The organism is Catenulispora sp. MAP12-49 (assembly GCF_041262705.1).
Lineage (GTDB): Bacteria > Actinomycetota > Actinomycetes > Streptomycetales > Catenulisporaceae > Catenulispora.
Map to the genome: position 1 here is coordinate 26,614 of NZ_JBGCCP010000016.1, position 24,694 is coordinate 51,307.

The window sequence follows — 24,694 nt, forward strand, 5'->3', positions numbered from 1 at the left end:
CCGGAAACAAAAGGGACACGGCCGGGAAACCCCCCGGTCCTACGGTCACAGGAGTGCCCGTTGGGTCCCGGCCCCGGTGGCGAAAGGCTACCGGCCGGTGAGAGTACTCAAAGGAGTAGTGGATGTTCTCGAACGCCGACGAGGTACTCAAGTACCTCAGGGACAACGACGTGAAGAGCGTCGACGTGCGGTTCTGCGACCTGCCCGGTGTGATGCAGCACTTCACGGTGCCGGTCGAGTCGTTCGACGCCGACGTCTTCGCACACGGACTGGCCTTCGACGGTTCCTCGATCCGCGGCTTCCAGGCCATCCACGAGTCGGACATGCAGCTGCTGCCCGACCCGACCACGGCGCGCCTGGACCCGTTCCGCGCCGAGAAGACCCTCAACATCAACTTCTTCATCCACGACCCGCTGACCGGTGAGGCCTACTCCCGCGACCCGCGCAACGTGGCCAAGAAGGCCGAGGCCTACCTGGCCGGCACCGGCATCGCCGACACGTGCTACTTCGGCCCGGAGGCCGAGTTCTACGTGTTCGACGACGTGCGCTTCACCTCCGGCCCGCAGGAGAGCTACTACCACATCGACGCCGAGGCCGCGTTCTGGAACACCGGCCGCGCCGAGGAGGGTGGCAACCGCGGGTACAAGCCGCGCGTGAAGGGCGGCTACTTCCCGGTGGCCCCGAACGACCACTACACGGATCTGCGCGCGGTCATGAGCCGCACGCTCATCGAGTCCGGCCTGATCGTCGAGCGCCAGCACCACGAGGTCGGCTCGGCCGGCCAGGCGGAGATCAACTACAAGTTCAACACCCTGCTGGCCGCCGCCGACGACCTGATGCTGTTCAAGTACATCATCAAGAACGTCGCCTGGAACGCCGGCAAGACCGCCACCTTCATGCCCAAGCCCGTCTTCGGCGACAACGGTTCGGGCATGCACTGCCACCAGAGCCTGTGGAAGGACGGCGTCCCGCTGTTCTACGACGAGGTCGGCTACGCGGGCCTGTCGGACACCGCCCGGCACTACATCGGCGGCCTGCTGAAGCACGCCCCGTCGCTGCTGGCCTTCACCAACCCGACGGTGAACAGCTACCGCCGCCTGGTCCCCGGCTACGAGGCCCCGGTGAACCTGGTCTACTCCCAGCGCAACCGCTCGGCGTGCATCCGCATCCCGATCACCGGCTCGAACCCGAAGGCCAAGCGCATCGAGTTCCGCTGCCCGGACCCGTCCTCCAACCCGTACCTGGCCTTCTCCGCCATGATGATGGCCGGCCTGGACGGCGTGAAGAACAAGATCGAGCCCATGGCCCCGGTCGACAAGGACCTGTACGAGCTCCCGCCGGACGAGCACGCCTCGATCCCGCAGGTCCCCGGCAGCCTCCCGGCGGTCCTGGACTCGCTGGAGGCCGACCACGGCTACCTGCTCGAGGGCGGCGTGTTCACGCAGGACCTGATCGACACGTGGATCTCTTACAAGCGCGAGCGCGAGGTCGACCCGGTTCGTCTGCGGCCGACGCCGCACGAGTTCGAGCTGTACTTCGACATCTAAGATGATGAGCTGACCTGCGGAAACGCAGTTCGGACCATCAGCACCACCTGGTATCGCCCCAGGTCGGCAAGTCGCTGACCTGGGGCGATACGTCTTTACAGATGTCCGAGGATCCCTCATGTTCTCGACAGTTGGGCCCAAAATGGGCCCGCCGCCCAGGTCGAACGCGTCCTCGCGGCCGGGGTTCCGGGCGGACCTCCGGGACCGTCCGTGTCGTTCGCTCGCAGCGACCTGACAGCCCCCTTTCCCCGAGTACGGATCGCGGCTTCGCCTCGCGGAATCCCCTGGACCGACACCGGCCGAGAGCAGCGGGCTCATCTGCTGCTCGGCGCCCTCCGCAGACATCGTGCTGGACATGTGAGCGGATCGTCAGCCGGCTGAGGCAGCCCGCCAGGCGCTGTACGCGGTGAGGGCCGAGACCCGGATCCAGATGAGCACGAGCGCGATGTAGAGCGCTGCCGCGTAGACCCGGAACGGGTCCGAGCCGGTGCGCAGGGCCAGGGCGGAGGTGGCGGTGACGTAGGTGCCGAGCGGGAAGGTGAACGACCACCAGGCGAGCGAGAAGGGCAGGCCGGACCGCTTGGTGCGGACCGTGATCGCGACCGTCAGGAAGGTCCACAAGGTGGCGAATCCCCAGACCGGCACGCCGAACACGATGCCGAACGCTTGCAGCGCGGTGGAGTACGGAGCGCCGATGGCGGTCGCGGCGACAGCGCCGAGCGCATTGGCCGCGGTGATGGACTGGCCCAGCGGGCCGAGGACGATCCACAGCGTGGGCTCGGTCCGAGCCGGACCGACCTTGTGCAGAGCCATCCGCGAGCAGATCAGGACCGTGGCGATCGCGGAGACCGCCAGGCTCAGGCCGAACAGGGCGTAGCAGCACAGCAGGAAGGCGAGTCTGGCCTGACCGGCCGCCGCGTGCGGGACGAGCAGCGCGCCGGTGGCCGCGGAGACCATCGGCGGGACCATGCACATCAACCAGCCGATGGTCACATTGTCCAGCGGCACCGGCTCGCCGGTGAACAGCAGATAGAGCACGGCCGCGGCGCACGCCAAGCCCACCAGCGTGCCCACGAACCACAGGACCCAGGCGATGTCCGACGCGGCGCGGTCTCCGAACACCGCTCCGCCGTAGAGCAGCGTGCCGGCGCCGACCACGAGGATCGCGACCGGCGGGGCACCGTTGAAGTGCGCCGTGGTCAGATCGGTCAGCCGGCCGCGGACCATGTCGGGGTGGCGCCGCCACTGGATCGCGGTGAGCGCCACCAGCACGATCAGCAAGACTGCCGAGAGCGCCCACACCACCGTCGCGGCGGTGTGCAGCCCGGAGAAACGCTGGGGCAGTGTCGCGGCGGCGACCGCGACGATTCCCGTGCCCATGACCGAGGTGTACCAGTTCGCCGCGACGTTCGAGACCATCAGCCCGAGGCAACCACGAATCGTCGCCATGGACCAGACAGTAGGCACGCCATCCGCACCCTGCCCTGTAGGCCAGCCTTGTGGGTTAGAAGGCCGACTGTTCAGCGCGACGCGGTACCGCCGACTGGCTCGCCCTGCCGCGTCGCCGGTGCCAGCTGCTGCGGGGCGCCGGCGCGGATGCCGAAGAAGCCGACGAGGGCACCGAACGCAGTGACGCCCGCGGCGATGGCGAAGCTGAGCGCGTAACCGTCGGCCGAGGCGTCCGACGGGCTCACGCCGGCGCTGCGCAACGCGGCGGCATGGCTTGCTCCCACGGACACCAGCGCCGCCAGGCCGAGGGCACTGCCGATCTGCATCGACGCGTTGTTCATGCTCGTCGCGATGCCGGCGTCCTCGCCGGTGGCGCCGTCCACCCCGGCGACGGTGGATCCCACCAGCACCAGGCCGCCACCGAGCGGGACGAGAAGCAGCCCGGGCAGGATGTCGGCGGCATAGGTCCCGTGCGCCGGGAGGCCGGCCAGCGTGAGGTAGCCGAGCGTCGTGATCGCCAGGCCGCCGGCGTTCAACGCCCGCACGCCGAAGCGGCGCAGCAACCGCGGCGCCAGAACCGTCGCGCTGAACAGGATGACCAGCCCGAAAGGCACGAAGGCGAAGCCCGCCGCCAGCGGTGGGAAGCGCAGCTGCCGCTGGACGTACAGGCTCAGTGAGAAGAAGAACGTGGCGAAGCCGACGTAGTAGCAGACTCGGACGATATTGGCAGCACTGCGGTTGCGCGACCGCAGGAACGCCAGCGGCACCAGCGGCAGTGCGACCCGCGCCTCGACCCACAGAAACGCGACCAGCAGCGCGGCACCGATGCCGATCCACCCGAGGACCGGAAAGCACAGCCACGGCCGATTCCCCTTCTCCAACAGGCCGAACACGGCTGCCGACAGTCCCGCGGTGACGAGCACGGCTCCCGCGACGTCGGGCCGGCCGCGCCGGGCCGCGGCCCGGCTCTCGGAGACGAACCGACGGGTGGCAGCGAACGCGACCACAGCGATCGGCAGGTTGATGAAGAAGATCCAGCGCCAGGACGCCACGTCGATCACCACGCCCGACACCACGACGCCCAGCGCCGCGCCCAGCCCGGCCAGCCCGCTCCAGATCGCCATCGCCCGGGCCCGTTCCCGCGGCCTGTCGAACAGCAGCGTCACCAGGGCCAGCGCGGCCGGGCTGACCAGCGCCGCTCCGACACCCTGCACGAGGCGGGCGGCGACAAGCATTCCGGCGTTCGGCGCGAGCCCTGCCGCGGCCGACGAGAGCGCGAAGACTCCCAGGCCGGTCAAGAACATCCGGCGCCTGCCCAGCAGGTCTCCGAGCCGTCCGCCGAGGATCAGCAGCCCGCCGTAGGTGACGGTGTAGCCGTTGACGACCCAGGCCAGGCCAGTGGACGAGAAGCCCAGATCGCGCTGGACCGGCGGCAATGCGATGTTCACCACGGTGACGTCCAGCAGCAGCATCACCTGCACGAGACAGATGGTGCCCAGAGCCCACCAGCGGCGGGACTCCGGTCCTGAGACCGGGTTGGTCGAGTTCATCAGCGGTTCTCCCTGTCGGCGCGGCCCGTGTTGGCCGTCACACCCAGGTGAACGCGCGCCGGACGGGAGCACTTGGCCGCAAAGCTGGACGGGGAAGCCTCAAATCCGGCGGTCCGCGCCGACACGTACCGGGGCCTCCCACGGACGAGACCCGCCGATCAGCCGAGGTCCTTCGCCAGGGCGTTGAGATGGGAGATCTGCCGACCCATGCCGCCGAGCCCGGTCAGGGGGTTCAGAGCGTGCGGCCAGACAGACCGCGCGAGCCGGAAATGATGCCCGCCCGCGAGGACGACCACCGGGTCGAGGTCGAGGAGTCCCCGGTCGCGCGCCTGCGCGGCCAGCTGCTCCGGGCCGATACTGCCGACCGCGCCGAAGGCGAGGTCGTAGGGCGCGACGATGTCGTCAAGGCCTAGGAGGCCGTGCACTGAGGAGAGGATCAACAGCCGGCGCGGTTGTAGGGCCTCGGCCGCCCTGCGGCAGGCGCGATGGTAGGCACCGGTGTAGAGCTCTCCAGCGGGAGCCGGATGATCGAGTTTGCGGCTGCCGCACGTGATGACGATGAGCTCGGCTGCGGCGAGCGGATGGCGGTGCTGTGGTACGGGCATGGGCAGCCTTTCCAAAACAGGCGGCATTTGGGGTACGGGACCGGCTTCAGAGAGCGCCGCCGCGACCAGGTGCATGGTCCCCGGCGATGAGTGTCGGCAGCGGTTCCCCGCAGTCGGCGCATATGACGACGGCCGGTCCTCCGTGCCGACAGGTGTGTGTGGACCGGGGCGCTGATCGGGCCGCTGATCGGGGCGGCGACGCCGTCGGTCCGGGCAAGTACCGCAGGCCCCATTCCCGCAGCCCGATCAGGATCGTCTCAAGCTCGCGGCCGGCCTCGGTGAGGTGGTACTCGAAGCGTTCGGGCCGCTGCTCGTATCGACGGCGTTCGAGCACTCCCGAGTCCTCCAGGGCGCGGAGTCTCCGAGTGAGCACGTCGCGGGGCATGCCGGTGTTCGCGGCGATGTCCGCGAACCGGTGCACGCCGAGCAGGGCCTCGCGCAGAACCAGGAGCGACCAGCGATCGCCCACGAGCACCAGCGTGTCGGCGATCGGGCAGGGGCGCGGGAGCGTGAGGGGCATGGCGCCATTCATCCACAGGTTGGTTTGTTTGCCAAACTCACTGAGCCTATGATCGGGCGAGGCCACTTCGGCCCAGGAGGACTCCGATGACCCACCGTTCCGACGGCGACCGTGACACACGTACTGTGACCACGCTCGTGTACCCCGGCGTGCGCCTGCTCGACGTCACGGGACCAGCCGAGGTCTTCGCCTCCGCCAACGATTTCGGCGCACGCTACCGACTGCGCATGGTCTCCCTCGGCCGCCGCGACGTGGAGACCTCAGCCGGCGCCCGGTTGAGCGCGGACGGCGAGGTCGAGCGGTCCATGGGAGACAACGATGTCGTGCTGATCCCGGGCGGGCCGCACTGGAAGGAGTCGGTCAGGAACGACGCGCTTCTCGACGCGGTCCGCGTCCTGGACACGACCAGCCGCTGCACCGCCTCCGTGTGCACCGGGGCATTCCTGCTGGCCGCGGCGGGTCTGCTCGACGGACGGCGCGCCACGACCCACTGGCGGCACACCGCAGAGCTGGCAATCCGCCATCCCAGCGTGCGCGTCGACCCCGACGCGCTGTTCGTGCGCGACGGCCGGATGATGACCTCCGCCGGGGTCAGCGCGGGGATCGACATGGCGCTGGCGCTCGTGGAAGAGCACCACGGGGCCGAGACCGCCAGGGCGGTGGCCAAGGACATGGTCGTGTTCATGCAACGCCCGGGCGGCCAGTCACAGTTCAGCGTGCACTCGCAGGCACATCCCACGCGTCACGGGCTGCTGCGCGGCCTGCTTGACACGGTCGTCGCCGACCCGGGAGCCAACCACACGCTGACGGCGATGGCTCGGCGGACCGGAATCAGCGAGCGGCACGTCACACGACTCTTCCACGACGAAGCGCACACCACCCCGGCGCGCTATGTCGAGCGGGTCAGGCTCGAAGCCGCACAAGTGATGCTGGAGCGCGGCGACGAACCATTGGCGACGATCGCGCGCCGTACCGGATTCGGCTCACCCGAGTCGATGCGCCGCGCCTTCGCGAAGCACCTCGATGTCACGCCCGGCGCCTTCCGATCCCGATTCCGCACCACGGGCGCCAGCGCCCGGTCAGCGGACGTCGAGCCGCGACCCGCGGCCGGGGCGCCGGGTCCTGCGGGGCCGGTCCACTAACACACGGCCGTTCGGCATCGGGCCCGGAGTGGGCCCGTCGAGAGCGCGAACTCATCGGGAACCCCGGCCCAGACCGGAAAGTGGGCGTCAACCGGCCAGGCCGAGGAAGCGTCGCGCGAGATGCAACATCTGTACACGCGGGGTGTCGTCACGGTTCGCGATGAGCGGGTGCATGACCGCGGATGTAGAGCAGGCGCATGCCGCGCCTCTATGAACTCGCGGAGAATGAAGGCTTCGCGTGGCTCCAGCTCGGTGGCTGAAAGCGGCCCGGCCGGCTGGTGGTCTTGCGCTCCCGCTTCGGGCCCGACGGGCCCATTTTGGGCCCACTCTTTTCAGGGCGCGTATAGCTTCTAAATGTCGAAGTAATCGACATGAAAACCCCTGACCTGCGGTAACGCGTGATTGTCTGACCCGCGGAAACGCGGTTCAAAGGATGTGCACCACCCTGTATCGCCCCAGGTTGGCAAGTCGCCGACCTGGGGCGATACATATTACGGGATAGCTGAAGGGACATCACGGCGTCTGGACCCCGCGGCCGGTCACGCTGCAAGTCCTGGTCACGGCCACCGGGACGAGGCGGCGGGTCGAGGAATCGTTCCAAGCCAGAAAGGGCCTGACAGGCCGATGAGCACCAGGTCCACCGCTATACCTCCTGGGCTTGCTGGACGGTACTCGCGATGCTCATCCCGATCTGCGGCTGCCGTACTGGCGAGGCGGCCGGAACATCGTGGTCATGCGATGTTCGGACGGCATGGTGCTCTCGTCCTGGGCTACGACCTTCGCGGTCTCCCGGGCCCGATCGCTTCCTTGTTCAGCTCCGCAGCTCGTAGATCAGGTTGAACGGGGTCTCGGTCGCCCGGCGGAAGTACTTGTAGCCCGCCTCGACGGCTACCTCTCGGGTGCGCGCCTCGCCTGCTCCGGCGCCGAGCGCCCGACCGACCGGTTGCGCCTGCGAGGCGGGCACGCAGATCAGCGAGGAGGCGCCGTAGAAGGCCCTGCCGAGCGGGTTCAGGTTGTCGGCGAGGCTGTCCTCCGCGTGCGGTTCGACCAGCATCACCACGCCCCCTTCCGCCAGCCGCGTCCGGCAGTGGGAGAGCACCCCGACCGGGTCGCCCATGTCGTGCAGGCAGTCGAAGAAGGTGATCAGGTCGTACGGGCCGCCGCCGAAGTCAGCTGCCCCGGCCACTTCGAAGTCGGTACGTTTGGCCAGTCCGTCCCCCTTCGCCAGCTCGCTGGCCTTCTCGATCGAGGGCGGGTGGGAGTCGAAGCCGGTGAACCGGGAGGCGGGAAAGGCCTGCGCCATCAGCATCGTGGAGTAGCCGAACCCGCAGCCGATGTCGGCGACGCTGGCCCCGGTGCGCAAACGCTCCACCGTGCCGTCCAGGGCCGGCAGCCATTCCTGCACCAGGTGCGCCGCGTAGCCGGGCCGGAAGAATCGGGCGGTGCCGACGAACAGGTCCGGTTGGTGCTGCTCCCAGCCGACGCCGCCGCCCTCGACGAAGGCACGCTCCAGCTTCTCGCGGGTCTCGTGCTGAGCTGCCGCCATGAATGACTGGAAGCCACCGAGCGCGAAGAAGGGGCTGTCTTCGTCGCAGAAAACTGTCACCTGCTCCGGGGTGAGCCGGAATCGCCCGTCCTGTTCGAGGGCCACGTAGCCGCTGGCGGCCATCGCAGCCAGCCACTCGCGCACGTTGCGCTCCTGCGTGCCGGTCTTCCCGGCCAGCTCCGCGGCGGTGAGGGGTTTTCCGTCCGCCATTGCCCGGAAGAGCCCAAGATGGTCCCCGATCGCGAGCAGCGGCGCGATAGTCACCGCGCCCAGGTCGGTGACGACCCGGCCGAGCAGGTTCTCCAGCACGTTCTCGTCGAGCGTCATATCCCGGACGACGTCCAGATTGACGAAGCGCGGCGCCCCGGTGCATGCCTCCTGCATCTCCTCGGCGAGGTGCCGGGTCTCGGGCAGGTCGCTGTTCTTCATCGCCTCCTCATAGGAGGGAAACTCCACAATCTGCATGTAGTGCGAGGGCTTCTCGCGGTCCTTCCCGATCGTGGCGTGGTGGGCGGTCCGCTTGCCCTGGGTGATCCGCAGCCACTCGTCCATGATCCCGTCTACGCGGTCGGACTGGGTGGTTTCGTATTCAATGACCTGCACGAACGTCATGCTGATCAACCCCTTTCGGAGGTACAGGAACAGCGTCCCGTTCGCACCGAATTACCACAACTCGAAGAATCTGGAGGCTCCTGCTTGGGAGCAGGGGCCGGCGCCGTCGTCACGCATATGATGATCAACGATCGTTGCTTCGCCTCTTCGGCCACCCCAGTCACATCGGCAACGATCTACGGCTGCCGTGCCAGACCGCCGCCGCGTTCTGGCACCGTGCCCACGCGTTCTTCACCGAAGCAGTCATCGCCGTTGCCAGGGTTCTGACCGACAACGGCCCCTGCTACCGCTCCCACCTGTGGCGCGACACCCTGGCCGACGCCGGGATAACCCACAAGCGCACACGGCCGTATCGGCCCCAGACCAACGGCAAGGTCGAACAATTCAACAGAACCCTGATGGACGAATGGGCCTACACCCGGCCCTACCGCAGCGAGCAAGAACGACGCGACGCCTTCCCCGGATGGCTCCCACACCGACAATCACCACCGCGGACACACCGCGCTGAAGGGCCTACCGCCAGCCAGCCGCGTCACCAACCTCACGGGGCAGTACACGCGGAGAACTTCGAGGCGTTCGTGACGGGCCTCGTCATGCCATCGACCAAGGTAGAGCCCTACCGTTCCCCGACGGCGCGCGGCCATGGATAGTCCGGGTCCGCGGTGATCGCCACCAGATGCGGAGCGTTGCGCGGGAAGACCCAGACGCGTCCCAGGGTGCTGGTGGCGGTGACCGTGGCCTCGTCCAGGGCGACTTCGGCGAACGGGTTGGACGAGCAGGCCACTGCCAACCACTGCAGCGTGTGCTGCCCGTCGTCAAGGGTCAGCGCGACCCAGCCGACGCTGCCGTGGCTCGCCGACTCCCCGGCGAGGGCACGGTACCCGGCGTGGCCGGACGAGGCCATCGTCCCGTCGACGTCCAGCCAGTCGCTGGCGCGCCACGCAGTGGCCCGCAGGGTCTCCGACCAGTGCCAGTCCTCCGACCGCGGGTCGTGGCGCTCGTCATGCGCACGGAGTCGCACCAGGCTCATCACCGACAGCGAGCCGTCGGAGTACACGATGAAGTCTCCGTCGGGGGCCTCACGGTTCCGCCAACGTTCGTGCACGTGGTCAGGAGGATCAGGCACCGCTTCGTAGAGGTTCACAGCGGCCATGATGTTCGAAGCGCTGGAGACAAGTCCAGCTCGCCGAATCCGGATCCGATCTCCAGCCTGAGCGATGGTCGTCAGACTACGAGCCGCGGGCCAGCGAGCCACGGCACCGAGTCGGGCAGCACGTACCGCACTGACTTCGCCAAGAAGCCTCCATCCGACGGATCGCCTCACCTGTAGGGCCTCGTAGGCAGGGTGGGCCCAAAGTGGGCCGCCTGTACCCACTCGCCGCGTTTCTGCAGGTCAGAGGTTTTCATGTCTATTACTTCGACATCTAGAGATGCGCTCAGGTCAGCTGCCTGCGGCGCAAGCGCCAAAGCGCTAGCTGACCAGCATTAAGACTGTTGGGCGCCTTTTATTGATCACGGGTGTTTTCGAGCCTCATTTGGGCCCGAAATAGGCCGGATGATCTTGGTTCGACAGTCTCAGAACGTCGATCGCGGTGGGTCCGCGAGCCGCTACGGCTCGCGGACCCACCGTCGTTTGTTGCCTAACGTGGTCCCAGAGGCGACGGAGGACGGATGCCGAGGTGGCGGAGTGCGGATGCCGCCGCTCCCGCGCCGCACATGCCGTGGGCGCCCGGACCAGGCGGGGTCGCAGCCGAGCACAGGTAGACGCCGGGTAGGCCGGCGGAGTACGGGTCGAGCGCGGGGCGGGCTCCGAGAAGGAGCTGGCGCGGCGCTTTCGCCCCTGTGAGGATGTCGCCGCCGACGAAGTTGGGATTGGCTGCGGCGAAGTCGGTCGGCCGGGTGACGTGCGCCCCGATGATGCGCTCGCGAACGCCCGGGGCGAACCGCTCGAGCTGCTTGATGATGGCGTCGGTGGCGTCGCCGTCGTAGCCGTGCGGAACGTGGGCGTAGGCCCACACAGGATGTACGTCGCCGACCGAACGGCTCGGATCAGCCAGGTACTGCTGGCCGACGAGTACGAAGGGGCGTTCGGGCATGCGTCCGGCCGCGACGGTTCTTTCCGACAGCGCCACCTCGGCGCAGCTGCCGCCGAGGTGGACGGTGCCGGAGCGTCGCGCGTACTCGTTCGTCCAGGGCACGCCGCCCTCGACCGCCAGATCGAGTTTGAATGCGGCCGGGCCGCGGCGGAATCGCCGATAGGCGTTCCGTACCCGGCCCGGCAGCTGATCGCCGTAGAGGCAGGCGACCTGGCCGGGGTCGAGATCAAGGAGAGTCACTTCAGCCGGCGGGATCTGCTTGATGTCGGTGACGTGCACGCCGGTCTCGATCGTGCCGCCGTGCTCACGCAGCACTCGTTCCATGCTGCGAGCGATGGCCTGGGAGCCGCCTTCGGCGACCGCCCATCCCGCAGCGTGGCCGGCGGTGAGGATGCCGAGTCCGATCGCCGAGCTGAACGGATCGGACAGCGGGCGGTAGGCGTGGGCAGCGACTCCGGCCCACAGTGCCCGCGCCTGGGGGGTTTCGAACAGGCGCGCCACGATGGCGGCCGGCAGCAGTATCGGCAGGCCGAGGCGCAGGAGCAGGAAGGGGTGAGTGGGGATGCGCAGCATGGGGCCCATCACGTCCGGGGCGAGTGACTCCCAGTGACGTACCGACGGTCCGAGGAGCCGCCGGTAGCGGTCGCCGTCGGGGCCGAGGCCGCACGCAGTCTGCTGCACGGAGCGGAACAGGACGCCGGCTGTCCCGTCATCGAGTGGATGGACGCAGTCGACATCCGGCAACAGCCACCGCAGTCCATGACGTTCCAGCTCGAGTGCGCGCAGCGCCGGTGAAGTCACGGCCATCGGATGGATGGCCGAGCAGTGGTCGTGCAGCAGCCCCGGCAGGATGGCTTCATGGCTGCGGGTTCCTCCGCCGACTTCGTCCGCGGCTTCCAGGACCGTGACTTGCAGTCCTGCCTTGGCCAAGAGGGCGGCGGCCGCGAGCCCGTTGGGTCCGGAGCCGACGACGACCGCGGACGTCATCACATGCGATCCAGCGTCTTCGACGGCCGAACCTGCTGTGGCGGGATGTGAGCGCTCTCCATCAGGCGCGACGCGTCCGGTGCCGGCGACGCGGCCCCCCGGGCGAGTCGCCGCACGTGCCGTCCCACATTCATGTAGAAGCGGTCCGAGAGGAACACCGCGTCCGCGATGACCATCGAGCCGGAGAACATCGGGAGCCCCATGAGTACCGCGATGCTCAGATGCATACCGAGCAACATGGACAGCACGACGTACTTGAGTCGGCCGAACAGCGCGAACGGGAACGCCACCTGCACCAGGACGGTCAGGTAGGCGACGACCGCGATCATCATCGGATGGCTGTCCGCCATGGCGGAAAGCGCCGGCCAAGGCCGGAACAGACTGAGGTTGAGAACGTAGTGAAGAGCTGTCCCGTGATCCCAGTCGCTGCCCTGCACCTTGTAGAGACCCGCTGTGGCGTAGAGGATGCAGATCTGAGCACCGATGACGACCATGGCGCAGTTGTGCAGCACCGTGACCAGAATCTGTCTTGCCACGCCGAGCTGCCGGGCATGCTCGGACGCTGCGACCCGTGCGAACACAGGCCTGCGCCGGTAGCCGGACCCTCGGAGCCGGGCCCTGCGTGAGTCGAGCGACCAGCGCCGACCGCAGGCGATGCCGACCATGTAGATGCTCATGAGGGTGATCAGGTTGTCGCCGCCATCCGTCATCAGGATGGACCTGGCGTAGAACGAGGTCACCACGAGCGCGAACAAGATCGAGAGCATCCTGGTCCGCCAGCCGAGCATGAACAGCACGCAGACCACGAGCGCCAGTGCGTAGCAGGCTTCGAAGTAGACGGGTCGGTCCGAGAAGCTCAGCAGGCTGAACCAGCCTGTGTGCTTCAGCAACTCTCGGGACAGCGTGGGCGTCAGCGGGGAACCCGGGCCCCAGAGCTCGTCGCGGTGCGGGAATTCCCGCAGCAGATAGGCGAGATAGATCAGGCCGTATCCGATGCGCAGCGCGGCGGCGGCGTACAGCGAGATCGGCCGCTCGGTGAGGGCGACTCCGAACGCGTCAAGGCGGCCCACCACACGCAGCAGGCCGGCACCGCGGGCCTGCAAGTCCTCATGTCCCGATGTGGATGTCACGGTCGATCCCTGCTCACTTGCCACGAGACGGCACCTTCCACCACGGTAGGTTTCTGATATCGGCGGCGGGCTGCGCCGGGCGCGGGCCACCGGGCGCGGCCTGCGCCGCGATGGGCTGCGTCACCACACGCAGCTGGATGCTGTCGAAATGGCCCTTGCGATGGGCCTCGACCCGGTCGGCGGCGATGTTCCGCAGGTAGTCCCGCACCAACACCGCCCAGTCCGAACCGGCCTGATCGCCGGTGCCGAACGCGTCGACATAGGCGGACCAGGCCCTGCGCAGCGTGTTCTGCGCGGTGTGGCTCGGAAAGACGTCGTGCTTGATCGCCGCGTTGTCCAGAGCGGACAGGTCGAACCAGGGACTGATCTGAGGCCTGCCGTCCGGCCCGGCGCTCATCGTCCTGGCCGAGATCTGCCAGTTGCCTGACTGGGGCTCCGGCGCGAACAGCTGCCAGTTCTGATCGAAAGCCGGGTCGATCCAGGCGTTGATCTGCCTTGCATAGCGCTGTGAAATGGGATTCACCGGCGCAACGTAGAGCCCGACCATCAGCAGATGCGCGACCGTGCCCACCAGGCAGACCGCGACCGCGGCACCGGTCAGCGCCCGCAGCGGGCGCGAGAGGCCCGCCAGCCCGGGCGGCGTGGGCTCGGCCGTCGCCACAGGCTCGGCAAGGACCTCGGCCTGGTCCTCGAGCGCCTCCGAATCACGTTGCCTCACATCCACCGAATCAAGTCCCTTAGCACGCGGCGACACTTGGCCCTGCTCATCCTGCTGCTCCAATCGATGAACCTCGTGACACACCGTGCGGGTCCGGGCCCGGCCGCGTCGGCGCGCTCGCTGAACAGGCCGGTGCGCCGCCGGCGGATTCCGTGGTGGTCGTTTCTGCGGGGCGGCGCCCGACGGTGACGGATCTCCGTCAGGCGCCGCCGGCACGGTCCTCGTCAGGGGGTGCATTCACCTCGTCCTGTGATGTCACGGACCGTTTTGATCACCGGCGAGCCCAGGGGACGCCGGCTGAGTCATCAAGAACCGCTGCGCCACCCGCCGCCGCTGCCTCCCGACGAGCTGCCGCTGTAGCCGCCCGACGAGCTGCCGCTGTAGCCACCTGACGAGCCGCCGCTGTAGCCACCCGACGAGCTGCTGTAGCCACCCGACGTGCTGTCACCCGAAGAGTGGCAGGACTCGCACGGCTTGGGCGCCGGAGGCGGCTGCGGGTGCGGGTGCTCGGAGCACGGGCACGGCTTGGGCTGCGGAGGCTTGGGCTGGCAGGGCTGGCACGGGGGCGGAGGGGGCGGGGTGTGGCAGCACTCGCCTCCACCAGTGTTGCCTCCGCCAGTGTTGCCTCCGCCGGTGGTGCCTCCGCCGGTCGTGCCGCCACCGACGCTGCCACCCTGCGTCGTCGTGCCGCCCACGGTCCCGCCGACCGTGGAGCCGCCGGTCGTCGTGGTCGTACCACCGGTGCTGGTGGTCGTCGACGTGCCGCCGGTCGTGATCCCACCGGTGGTGATGCCGCCGGTCGTGATTCCACCGAGCAGACCGCCGGACAGCAGACCGTTGGAGGTGCCGCCGGTCAAAAGGCCGCCGGAAAGGAGTCCTCCGGTCGCCGCCGTACCACTCGTGGTGGCACCCGTCGTGCCGGTGGTGCCGGCCGTGCCGGTGGTGCCGAGCGTGGCCGTGGTGGTCCCCGTAGTGGTGGTGGCGCACTGAGGCCGGGTGATCGTGTTGGTGTCGAGGGTCACCGAGCCGTTGCGCGCCAGCGCACGACCCGCGATGGTCGCGTTGGTGTTCACGGTGATCGACGTCAGAGCGAGGATGGTACCGGTGAAGTTCGTGCCGGTGCCCAGCGTCGCCGAGCTCCCGATCTGCCAGAAGACGTTGCACGGGGAAGCGCCGTTGATCAGCGCCACCGTGCTCGAGGACGCGGTGGTGAGCGTCGATCCGACCTGGAAGATCCAGACCGCGTTGGGGTTGCCCTGCGCGTTCAACGTGAGCGTGCCGGTGATTCCGGTGGACGACGAGGCGTTGTAGACGCCCGGAACCAGGGTCAGGCCCCCGAGTTCCCCGGGGACGGAGGCGTCCGCGGCCTGTCCCGCGGCGTTGTTGTACGCCACGGTGAGATCACTCTGGTTCTGGGCCGCGACGGCATCCGCCGCGTGGATGGTCCCGTTGACGATTCCCGGGGGAAAACCGGTCACCGACGTCCCCGGGCTCACGCCGAGGTCGCCGTTGATGACGGAAGGGCCAGTATTGGTAACCGACTGGCCGCCGAGGACCGCCACGCTTTGCAGTGTCCCGAGGGGAACCTCGGTCGCGATCGCCTGCGCTGTCGTCGGAGCCAGCACCAGGGCGGCGAGGGCGAGCGCCCCCGCGAGGGCCGTCGCGAACCACACATACGGCGTTTGCAACGGCGGCGAATCAGGATTTCTTAATTTCATTCGAGGCCTACTCCCTTGAAAGCTGTCCCGTCTTCCTCACCGCGTACACCAGAAGCGATATACCGGAGGATTCTCGGGCAAGATGCTAGCCGGAAATAAGGCATGTACATCAATCCACGCGGACACGACACAAAAGACCGATCATCGTACCTATCGGGGGAATATGTGAGCCTCAGCCGCGATCTCTGGAATGGACCCACGGCGCCGACGAGGCCTTCGGCGGCGCGTTCGAGGAGGTCGCGCCGCTACTGTCGGCTTTACAGGAGCGCAGCCTGAACGGCCACTCGCGCACGGCGTACTCACCGCACACGGCTTTTTGTTACAGCGCACTTCGCCCACTCTTACGAGTGGACCTTGCCCAGATTCAGCTTTCGCTGCTTTACTTTCGAATTCTCATCGGAAACCCTTATCCCAGGAAAGGGTGGCGTCGATGCGATTGCCGAGATCACCAGCGGGTTGTCCTCGATAAGCCAAAAGTGTCTGGTGTCAAAGGGCGCGCCCGCCCAGCAGCCGACTACGCTTCGACAACCGGATGGCTACGGGTACAGGTAGCCACGGCTCTGATTCAGGCCAGGCGGAGGCGGTCACAGTCGCCGACCCCCCGCGAGGCGGACGAGTGACGACACGACGGCATGCTGGGAGAGCCAGCCACAGGCGACCAAGGCCCGCACCCGTCGCTTCGCCCCACGCGCGGACGTGGATTCGTCGCGTTTCCTCAGCGGCCATCGGCGGCCGACGTGCTCGTCGAAGAACTGCTCGCCGGCTCGCCGGTGCGCCGCACTGCGCTCCCGATCCAGCGCTTCGCGCGCCTGCCCGTGGGCGCGCGCCGCGATCCGGGCGCCGGCGAGCCTGCCTTCCAGATCGGCGTAGGCCGCGCCGATCGCCTCGGGATCGCATCCGAGAAGAGCAACGGCCAGATTCCGCCGCGCGAGGTCACAGCGGGCTGACGCAGCTTGCATCTCGGCTCCGGTGTAGTCGCACTCACCGCGAAGTGCCCGAAGCCACGCGTCACAGATGACGTCTTCGGCGTGAGCCACGACAACGTCGGCAGGATCGGGAGACGACGTCGGCGCATTGGTCACCCGGATCAGCGACCGGTACACGATCGTGTGGTGCCGATGAGGTCTTCGCGGGAACGGGATCATGCATTTCCCCCAGCGCTGTCGTCGACGGAGGTGTCGGCTGCGCGAAGGAAAGCTCGCTGTCAGGTCCCGGACGGGTGCCTCACCCGGACGCAGTCCACACCGATGAACACGGCGCCGGGGACTGGAGCGTCGCGGAACTGTCGCTCAGTGTAGCGTGGCTCGAATCGCGCGGGAGCCCTCGAACACCGGCACCATGAAACGCGGGGAGTTGGGCCTGCCGACGATGGGGCGACGACCGTCAGCCGTCGCTCCCTTCGTCCCGTTGATTGGCGATGTCGATGCGGTTACGCCGGCTGTCGGCGATGACGAATCCCAGCGCCAGCGCCATCACGATGACTGCGACGATCCACATGAAGTGCGCGGCGAAGCCGATCAGGCCGCAGAGCAATGCCACGGAGAGCGCGCTGACCATGACGGCATCGGGGCCCCTCTTCTGGCTGAGCAGCCGCCTGAGCCGCTCGCTCAACCTCAGCTCCCGGCTGGACCGAGATGATGGGGCGGATTGCGGAGGGACGCCCCGTACTCGGGTTTCGTTTTCTGGCGTGGTGACCTGGCGATACTCAGTCGCACGGAGGGCAGGACCGCCGGTGATGTCATTCTTGGTGGGTCTCATCATGAGACCCCCGATCTCCCTCCGGTCGCGAAGGGACAAAAGCTCTACTTGGGCTTGTTGTCAGCATACGCCCGATAGCCCCCATATCATAAACGGCTTCCTTCCGCCAGTTCGGACGCAGGGCTGATGGACGTCGCGATGATCGGTGACAAGCGTCCAGGACACGAAGACCGAGAGCAGCGCCAGAGCTCCTCGCCACGGCCCGGTCGTGCGAATTCCAACGTTTTCCCGATCTTTAAGCAGCAGACCGCCAGTACCCGAGATGCGCCGGCGTGAGATTGCAGTTCACAGCCAATCTGCACACGGAACATGCAGATCGGCTACCGTCCGACCTCGCCGCTACCCGCCGCCCTTCGTAACAAGCTGCCAGCCGACCTGGCACCTCGCACGCCCGACTGATGGTCAGGGCGGCACCCACAGGCCTGGCGAGGTAACTGGATCCGGGAGGCAGTTCAAGCAGGTCCAGCACATGGCCAACGGCGGGCGACTCCGCCGCCAGGCAGATCGTGACGCCCAGATCCGCTGCGCGCCGCCCTAAAGTGAACAGGGCTCGAACCCCTGCGCAGTCCAGGAAAGTCACCTCGGACAGGTCCACGCCGATTCCAGGCGACCTGCAGGCGCTCAGATGTTCCTGAACGGACTCCACGAGTCCGTCCGCGGCGGCGAAATCCAGTTCGCCGCGTACGGCGACGACGGCGTGAACCGAACACCGATCGACCTGGTAGACGTCCATGGAGCGACCGCGCCTTCGAGTCGTGCGCGGCGATACATCGGCGACGAAGACCAGGTGCAGTCCGTCGGCCAGACGCGCTACAGCGCCGTGTACGGCGCCGGGGTCTGGAGCGTCGGGAACGATTCCGAGAATACAGCTGGCGGGAACACGATGTAAGGGTCCTCGCCGACTCCGAGCAGCCGTTCGATATCTCAGGGCATCGCCAATCAACAGGGCCTCAGCCGGCGCAGCGATCGGCGCCGGCAGCCGGCAGAGCTCGTGCGACCCGGCCGGCCCCGGTCGAATCGGCAACACGGCGAGCCCGACCAGAAAAAACAGAAAACACAACGTCGCCTGGGATTCCAGTCGCTCTGTCATGGATACGGACGCTGTGAGGCTTGAGCGCAGCCGCCTCCGCGATGTCAGCGGGGCCAGTGTGGGCCCAAAGTGGGCCCGGCGGGCCGATCGGCGACTTTCCGCAGGTCAGAGGTTTTCATGTCTACTACTTCGACATCTAGACACGCTCAGGTCAGCTGCCTGCGCCGCAAGGGCCGCAACGGCAGCTGACCAGTAGTAAGACTGCTGGACGCTTTCGAATGATCACGGCCTGTTCCGAGCCTCGTCTGGGCCCGAAACAGGCCGGATGGTCTTGAGGCAGCAGTCTCACGTTGATCGCGGTGGGCCCGCGAGCCGTCACGGCTCGCGGGCCCTCTGTCGTCTGCCGGTAACAATGACCGGATGATGAAGCCCACTCGGCACCTCATCAGGCTCTAAGTATCGAGTCGTTATCAAAAACCGAGCCTCCCACTGCGGATTCGCCCAGCCGTTTGCCGTTACTGGCGGCCCAGCAGTGGCCTTGATCTGTGTGCTTCGGGTTCAAGCAAGCTTCAACTCTCATTGACATGGTAACGACTCTTAACTAGATTCTGCGCCACGTGAGATCCAAGCTCCCGGTTTCCCACGGCCTCTTCTGGATCAGCCCTATGAAAGGGAACCGCCCATGCCACGATTCAGACGCAAGACCACGGTCACCTCCGGCCTCGTCGTCGGCGCACTCGTCGCGGCCGGAGCCGGCACACTGCACAGCGCTTCGGCCGCCGGTTCCGCCACGGCGATCACTGTCGCTGCGACCTCCTCCGCGAGCTTCAACCCGTTCCAGGGGCTCGGCACGACGATCGACTCCTTCGACGCCGTCCAAGGCATGACCCACAACCTGGCCAACGGCGACACCGACCCCTCGGGAGGTTCGCCCGGCACCCGTCCGAAGCCCGGCTTCGACGCCGACCTGTTCACCACCGCGCAGGCCATGAGCCCCGGCAATATGGCCCATCTCGCCACCAGCGGACTGCGCCCGTTGTCCTATCGGCTCGTCACCGAACTGCGCGAAGAAGCCTGGCACTGGGGCAACGGCGGAACATTCAGTGAGGGGACCAAGGGCTACTGGGACAGCAGCGGCACCGCGGCCTCCGCGCCCGTTACCGAGTCCTACGGCTATGACATCGCCCACGGTGGAACGTCGCTGCCCGGAGGGGAGAACGCTTACATCTCCCGACTGGACGACGGAAACGCGAGCTCGTTCTGGAAGAGCAACCCCTACCTCGACCAGAAGTACACCGGGCAGAGCAACGCCATGCACCCGACCTGGGCCGTCGTCGATCTCGGCAAGTCCACCACGATCAACACCGTGAAGATCGCGTGGGCTGATCCGTACGCGGTGTCGTACCAGGTCCAGACCTGGGTGCCGGACTCGGGTGCGACAAGCCCGTTCGACGACCCCGGCAAGGGCGTCTGGAAGACGGCCTCCGGCGGCTCGGTCACCCACGGGACCGGCGGCACGGCCACCCTGTCCATCGGCTCCACCAAGGCCGAGTTCGTACGAGTCCTGATGCAGGCCTCGTCCGGTACCTGCGCCAACGGCGACAGCAGCGACGCCCGCAACTGCCTGGGCTTCGCGATCAAGGAACTGTATGTCGGCGACACCAGCGGCGGTACCTTCACCGACGCGGTCAAGCACGGCGACGAGACGGTGCAGTCCGCGACCTACACCTCCTCCAACGACCCGGTCGAGGACGCCTCCTCGGTCCGCCAGTTCGACCAGCCCGGCATCGACACCGTCTTCGACAGCGGCGCAGCCCAGAACCTGCCGGTGATGGTCCCGGTCCCGGTGCTGTACAGCACGCCGGAGAACGCGGTCGACCTGATCAAGTACCTCGAAGCCAAGGGCCGCAGGATCGCCTCGGTCGAGATCGGCGAGGAAGCCGACGGGCAGTACACGACCCCTGAGGACTACGCCGCCCTGTGGTCCCAGTGGGCCACCGCGATCCACGCCTTCGACCCCGCGCTGGTCCTCGGCGGGCCCGCGTTGCAGGACTCCACGGCGGCCGCCTGGAACGACACGGACAAGACGGCCACGGACTGGGGTACACGCTTCATAGCCGCGCTGCGCGCCGACGGACACCTGGGTGACCTGAAGTTCTACTCCTTCGAGCAGTACCCGGTCTTCGACGTCAAGAACTCCACCGACGCCTACAACCTGCTGCTCAACGAACCCAGCCGCTCAGCCGGCGTGCTCGCGCAGCTCAAGGCGACGATCCCGGCGGACATCCCGCTGATGGTGACCGAGCAGTCGTCCTACGGCGACGACGTCCAAGACGGCCTGTGGCAGGCCGACTTCCTGGGGTCGATGTTCACCGGCGGCCTGGCCGCCGACTACAACTACCAGGCCCTGCCACAGCACCTGTACAGCGGGATGGCGTCCAACCTGTTCACCGCGGACTCGAACGGCCAGTGGACGGGCAACACCTCCACCTACTTCGCCAGTTCCATCCTGGGCAATACCTGGCTCCAGCCGGTCGACGCCGCCCAGCAGCTCTATCCGGTCACCGTGCCTTCGACTCAGGCCTCGACCGGACAGCAACTGCTGACCGCCTATGCCGTGCACCGCCCGGACGGCACCTGGGCCCTGATGGTCATCAACAAGAGCAAGACGGCAACCTATAAGTTCCCGGTGAGCATCAGCGGCGGCAACGGCTTCAGCGGCGCTGTCGACTCCTACTCCTGGGGCCCGAAGCAGTACGCCTGGAGCCAGAGCGGCAACAACGGCTCCGCGTCCCCGGACAACGGCCCCGCGCACACGACCATCTCCTCGGCCGGCAAAGCCACGTCTTATACGTTCCTGCCCTTCTCGATAACCGTCCTTCGGGGCACCGTGGCCGGAAGCATCCCCGGCAACGACTTCTCCATCACCGCGAGCCCGACTTCGGCCTCCGTCGTCGCCGGCGCATCGACGACCGCGACCGTCGCCACCACGACCACCTCGGGCTCGGCGCAGGCCGTCACGCTGAGCACTTCGGGCCTGCCCACGGGCGCCGCCGCGACTTTCACCCCGACCTCCGTCACGTCCGGCGGCTCCGCGGCAGCGACGATCACCACGGCTGCGGCCACCCCGGCCGGAACCTATCCGGTCACCGTCACAGGCACCGGGACTTCGGGCACCCACACCGCCGCCTTCACCCTGATCGTCACGGGCCAGGGCGGCGGAACGGGCGGCAGCGTGGTGAACGGAGACTTCGAGGCCGGCGACCTCAGCGGATGGACCCGCTCCGGCACGACCTCGGTCATCACCGGCACCGTGCACTCCGGCGGCCACGCGGCGCTGGTCGGGTCGTACAAGAAGGAGACCAACGGCGACTCCTCCATCGCACAGACCTTCACCGCCGCACCAGGCACCAGCACCTTGTCGTTCTGGTACCGCAGCGACTGCCAGGACGGCGACGTCGGCTACGGCTGGTCCACAGCGACCCTCGTCGACACGACCACCGGCGCCCGCACCACCGTCCTGCCGCACACCTGCCCGGCCGACACCGACTGGCACCAGATCGCCTCGCCGATCACCGCCGGCGACGCCTACACACTCGCCCTCACCAGCCACGACGACGGCGACTCGAACTCGGCCGACCCGACCAGCACGACTTACGACGACGTCACAGTGACCTGATCCACAAGACCCCGGTAGTCGCGAAACCCCGGTTCGGATGTTCTGAGCCGGGGATTCGCCCCTGGCCTACGGGTTCTCCCGGGCCGCGATGAACGGAAGCCGGTACGCGCTCATCACTATGATGCATCCCATGACCAGCACGAACGCCACCCTCGGCACGCTGCGTGAACTCAACGCCCGCAGTGTCCTCGGTGCGCTCGTGGACAACGGCCGGTTGTCACGGGCCGAGGTGGCCCGCCGGCTGGGAATGGCCAAACCCACTGCCAACCGCGCCATCGAGGCGCTGGCCGCCGCCGGACTCGTTCGCGAATCCTCGCCTCCCGACAGCGGCCCGCACTACGGCGCGATCTACTACGAACCAGCGCTCGAGGTCGGTCACGTCCTGGGCATCGACGTCGGAGCCCAATTCGTCCGCGGCGCGCTGGGCGACCTCGGCGGGGCCATCCTCGCCCGCTATGACCATCCGCGCGGCGGTGACGACATCCCGTCCCTGCTCACCGCGGTCAGCGCGGTCCGGAATCGCCTGCTCGCCCCCATGGATGCGGGCGCGGATGGAATCGTCGGAACCGTCGTCGCCATGGCGGGGGTCATCGACCCGGCAGCGGGCCGACTACGTCTGAGCAGCGAACCGAGCCTCGAAGGACACCCGGTCGTCGAAGATCTGGCGACCGTTCTGCCCGGACCGCTGGAGGTCGACAACGACGTCAACCTCGCGGCACTCGGCGAACTGGCCCGCGGCGCCGGGCAGAACGAGGGCGACTTCGCCTTCCTCTCGATCGGCACCGGCGTCGGCTCCGGGCTGGTCCTGGACGGCCGGCTGCGGCGCGGCGCGCGGGGGGCCGCCGGCGAGGTGGACTACCCGGGACACCGGCCGTTCGCGACCCACAGCCCCGCCGCCGACGCCCTGCAACAACTGGTCGAGGACCGATACGGCGCCGCCGCGAAGAACCGCGCGGGATCCCGGGATGAGGCAGTGCCCGAAAGCCCGACGCAACTCTTCGAAGCAGCCAGGGCCGGATGGCCGCTGGCTGTGCGGGTCGTCCGGGAGGAAGCGCAGCGGATCGCGGGCACGATCGCCATGATCGCGCTGGTCGTCGACGTGCCCCTGGTGGTGCTCGGCGGCGGCATCGGCCTCAACGGCGGCATCATGCTCGACCCGATCCGCGACCGGTTGACCGAGCTCGTCCCCTATCCGCCCCGCGTGGAGATCTCCAGGCTCGGCGACGCGGCCACGCTGGTCGGCGCCATCACCGTCGCGGCACGCGAGGCCTGGCCGCGGACCATCACGGCACGTTTGGCGGCCACGTCGCCCTCATCGTCGAACGCCTCCGCGCAGGGCCCGGCGTAGAACCGTCGTTCGATTACTTCGACATTTAGAACATGGCTTGAGCTGCGGGAACGCAGTTTGAAGAATATGCAGCACCGCGTATCGCCCCGAGTCGGCACGTCGCCGACCTGGGGCGATACGTCTGCATGGATGTCCGAGGATTCCCCATGCCGTCGGGCTGAGGGTGGCCGGGTCAGGAGATGACGGCGCAGCTCGGGGTGTTGGTCGTGCCGTCGGTCTGGGCGGAGGCCATCGTGGGGGAGGCGGCGCTGCCGAGGGCTGGGGTGGACGTCAGGGTCAGGTTGTTCGTCTCGCCGGTGAAGCCCTCCTGGACGCAGTTGGGTGCTGCGCTGCTGGTGGATGTCAGGGCCGTCTGTGCCTGCAGTGCGTTGTTGCTGCCGAAGTTGGCCGAGCTGCCGCCGCCGTCGCCGTAGACGCCCCATTCGGTCGTGTTCCAGGCGGCGGCGAGGTTGACCTTGGTGTCCTTGCCGGTGACGGTGACCGCCTGGCCCGAGCCGACGGACAGGGACACCGAGTCGTTGCCGCCGGAGGCCGCGGTCCCCGTCAGCTTGACCGTGGCGAGCTGCTTGGCGGTGACCGTGCTCACTCGGCTGGCGGCGCTGTTGGTGTAGCAGTCCGCCTGGTAGGTGTACCAGCCCGAGGGACAGGTGGCGTTGTAGTTGATCAGCCAGTACTGCATGAAGATCTCGCCGCTGCTGGCGCTGTCGTAGGTGTAGACGAACTGCTGCCACGCCTGGCAGCTCGACGGATTGCTGCTGCGCGCGCACGCCGGGCTGCCGGAGAAGAACTGGCTGTTGATCTGCAGCGAGAAGGAGTTCGCGACCTGCGAGCCCGAGCCGCCGGTCGCGCCCTTCTCGGAGATGGCCGAGCTCACGTTCGTGAACGTGCCCGTCGCCTTGGATATGAGCCCTGACACCACGGCCGAGTAGTCGGTGCCGTCACCGACGGTCGCCGGTCCGGCGTGGGCGGCCGACGTCCGCGATCCCTTCGGCACCAACGGGATGTTCGGCGCGGTCACGCACGTGACGGCCTTCCACTGCAACGAGGGATACGCGGCCTGATAGCAGCCGTCGCCCTGGTCCGCGATCTGCGGCAGGGCTGTCTGCCACTGCGCGGTCGTGGTGACCTTCGGCTGCGCGGCGGCCTGGGCGGAGGCGGTCGGGAAGAGCGCGAGGCCGACCAGTGCTCCCGCCGCGACCAGGGCCAGGACCGTTCTCCTGAGATCGATTGAGCGCACGTGCGGTCCTCCACATCGTCCA

The 24,694-nt window shown here is 67.8% G+C and carries 19 protein-coding genes and 1 pseudogene; 6 read left to right on the forward strand and 14 right to left on the reverse strand.

Annotated elements, in window-relative coordinates:
• Positions 1-122: 122 nt before the first annotated feature.
• Positions 123-1,547: a type I glutamate--ammonia ligase gene (gene glnA, locus ABIA35_RS26630; RefSeq protein WP_370341906.1), complete on the forward strand. Its 1,425-nt coding sequence runs from the start codon at positions 123-125 to the stop codon at positions 1,545-1,547.
• Positions 1,548-1,916: 369 nt separating this feature from the next.
• Here glnA and ABIA35_RS26635 read toward each other — a convergent pair whose 3' ends face one another.
• From ABIA35_RS26635 to ABIA35_RS26650, 4 genes are all read right to left on the reverse strand, one after another.
• A complete protein-coding gene (locus ABIA35_RS26635; RefSeq protein WP_370341907.1) occupies positions 1,917-2,996 on the reverse strand; it encodes a TDT family transporter in 1,080 nt (359 codons plus the stop codon).
• Positions 2,997-3,067: 71 nt separating this feature from the next.
• Entirely contained in the window at positions 3,068-4,546 is a 1,479-nt protein-coding gene (locus ABIA35_RS26640) for an MFS transporter (protein ID WP_370341909.1), read from the reverse strand.
• Between the two features lie 158 nt (positions 4,547-4,704).
• Positions 4,705-5,226, reverse strand: a complete 522-nt coding sequence (locus tag ABIA35_RS26645) for a DUF6884 domain-containing protein (RefSeq protein WP_370341910.1) — start codon at positions 5,224-5,226, stop codon at positions 4,705-4,707.
• Positions 5,198-5,671 (reverse strand): winged helix-turn-helix transcriptional regulator, encoded by a 474-nt coding sequence (locus ABIA35_RS26650; RefSeq protein ID WP_370341911.1) that lies wholly within the window; start codon positions 5,669-5,671, stop codon positions 5,198-5,200. Before ABIA35_RS26650 ends, ABIA35_RS26645 begins: the two co-directional genes overlap by 29 nt.
• 86 nt (positions 5,672-5,757) lie before the next feature.
• Here ABIA35_RS26650 and ABIA35_RS26655 point away from each other — a divergent pair, with 86 nt between their 5' ends.
• Positions 5,758-6,813 carry a GlxA family transcriptional regulator gene (locus ABIA35_RS26655; RefSeq protein WP_370341912.1) on the forward strand — a complete coding sequence of 352 codons (1,056 nt, stop codon included), beginning with the start codon at positions 5,758-5,760 and terminating at the stop codon, positions 6,811-6,813.
• An 811-nt stretch (positions 6,814-7,624) separates the two neighbouring features.
• Here ABIA35_RS26655 and ABIA35_RS26660 read toward each other — a convergent pair.
• A complete protein-coding gene (locus ABIA35_RS26660) occupies positions 7,625-8,686 on the reverse strand; it encodes a methyltransferase (protein ID WP_370342117.1) in 1,062 nt (353 codons plus the stop codon).
• 476 nt (positions 8,687-9,162) lie between these two features.
• On the opposite strand from ABIA35_RS26660, the pseudogene ABIA35_RS26665 reads away from it, so the two are divergent.
• A pseudogene (locus tag ABIA35_RS26665) lies at positions 9,163-9,553 on the forward strand (integrase core domain-containing protein); the annotation flags it as partial.
• 34 nt (positions 9,554-9,587) lie between these two features.
• Here the strand turns inward: ABIA35_RS26665 and ABIA35_RS26670 are convergent.
• The 8 genes from ABIA35_RS26670 to ABIA35_RS26705 all read right to left on the reverse strand — a co-directional run bounded on the left by ABIA35_RS26670 (position 9,588) and on the right by ABIA35_RS26705 (position 18,111).
• Positions 9,588-10,115 (reverse strand): hypothetical protein, encoded by a 528-nt coding sequence (locus tag ABIA35_RS26670; RefSeq protein ID WP_370341913.1) that lies wholly within the window; start codon positions 10,113-10,115, stop codon positions 9,588-9,590.
• A gap of 496 nt (positions 10,116-10,611) precedes the next feature.
• A complete protein-coding gene (locus ABIA35_RS26675; RefSeq protein WP_370341914.1) occupies positions 10,612-12,054 on the reverse strand; it encodes a phytoene desaturase family protein in 1,443 nt (480 codons plus the stop codon).
• On the reverse strand, positions 12,054-13,136 hold the full coding sequence (locus tag ABIA35_RS26680) for an HTTM domain-containing protein (protein ID WP_370342118.1): 1,083 nt from the start codon (positions 13,134-13,136) through the stop codon (positions 12,054-12,056). The genes ABIA35_RS26675 and ABIA35_RS26680 overlap by 1 nt, the downstream gene beginning before the upstream one ends.
• A gap of 61 nt (positions 13,137-13,197) precedes the next feature.
• A complete protein-coding gene (locus ABIA35_RS26685) occupies positions 13,198-13,965 on the reverse strand; it encodes a DUF5819 family protein (protein WP_370341915.1) in 768 nt (255 codons plus the stop codon).
• A gap of 242 nt (positions 13,966-14,207) precedes the next feature.
• Positions 14,208-15,620, reverse strand: coding sequence for an ice-binding family protein (locus ABIA35_RS26690; RefSeq protein WP_370359736.1), 1,413 nt, complete (start codon positions 15,618-15,620; stop codon positions 14,208-14,210).
• Between the two features lie 584 nt (positions 15,621-16,204).
• Positions 16,205-16,765 (reverse strand): hypothetical protein, encoded by a 561-nt coding sequence (locus ABIA35_RS26695; protein ID WP_370341917.1) that lies wholly within the window; start codon positions 16,763-16,765, stop codon positions 16,205-16,207.
• 238 nt (positions 16,766-17,003) lie between these two features.
• Positions 17,004-17,231 carry a hypothetical protein gene (locus ABIA35_RS26700; RefSeq protein WP_370341919.1) on the reverse strand — a complete coding sequence of 76 codons (228 nt, stop codon included), beginning with the start codon at positions 17,229-17,231 and terminating at the stop codon, positions 17,004-17,006.
• Between the two features lie 382 nt (positions 17,232-17,613).
• Entirely contained in the window at positions 17,614-18,111 is a 498-nt protein-coding gene (locus ABIA35_RS26705; protein WP_370341920.1) for an STAS domain-containing protein, read from the reverse strand.
• Between ABIA35_RS26705 and ABIA35_RS26710 the strand changes: the two genes are divergently transcribed.
• From ABIA35_RS26710 to ABIA35_RS26720, 3 genes are all read left to right on the forward strand, one after another.
• Positions 18,004-18,267 carry a hypothetical protein gene (locus ABIA35_RS26710; protein WP_370342133.1) on the forward strand — a complete coding sequence of 88 codons (264 nt, stop codon included), beginning with the start codon at positions 18,004-18,006 and terminating at the stop codon, positions 18,265-18,267. The genes ABIA35_RS26705 and ABIA35_RS26710 overlap by 108 nt on opposite strands.
• A gap of 823 nt (positions 18,268-19,090) precedes the next feature.
• Entirely contained in the window at positions 19,091-22,087 is a 2,997-nt protein-coding gene (locus ABIA35_RS26715; protein ID WP_370341922.1) for a discoidin domain-containing protein, read from the forward strand.
• A gap of 130 nt (positions 22,088-22,217) precedes the next feature.
• Positions 22,218-23,435: an ROK family protein gene (locus ABIA35_RS26720; RefSeq protein WP_370341924.1), complete on the forward strand. Its 1,218-nt coding sequence runs from the start codon at positions 22,218-22,220 to the stop codon at positions 23,433-23,435.
• 172 nt (positions 23,436-23,607) lie between these two features.
• Here the strand turns inward: ABIA35_RS26720 and ABIA35_RS26725 are convergent, their stop codons facing one another.
• On the reverse strand, positions 23,608-24,672 hold the full coding sequence (locus ABIA35_RS26725) for a hypothetical protein (protein ID WP_370341925.1): 1,065 nt from the start codon (positions 24,670-24,672) through the stop codon (positions 23,608-23,610).
• Positions 24,673-24,694 lie beyond the last annotated feature (22 nt).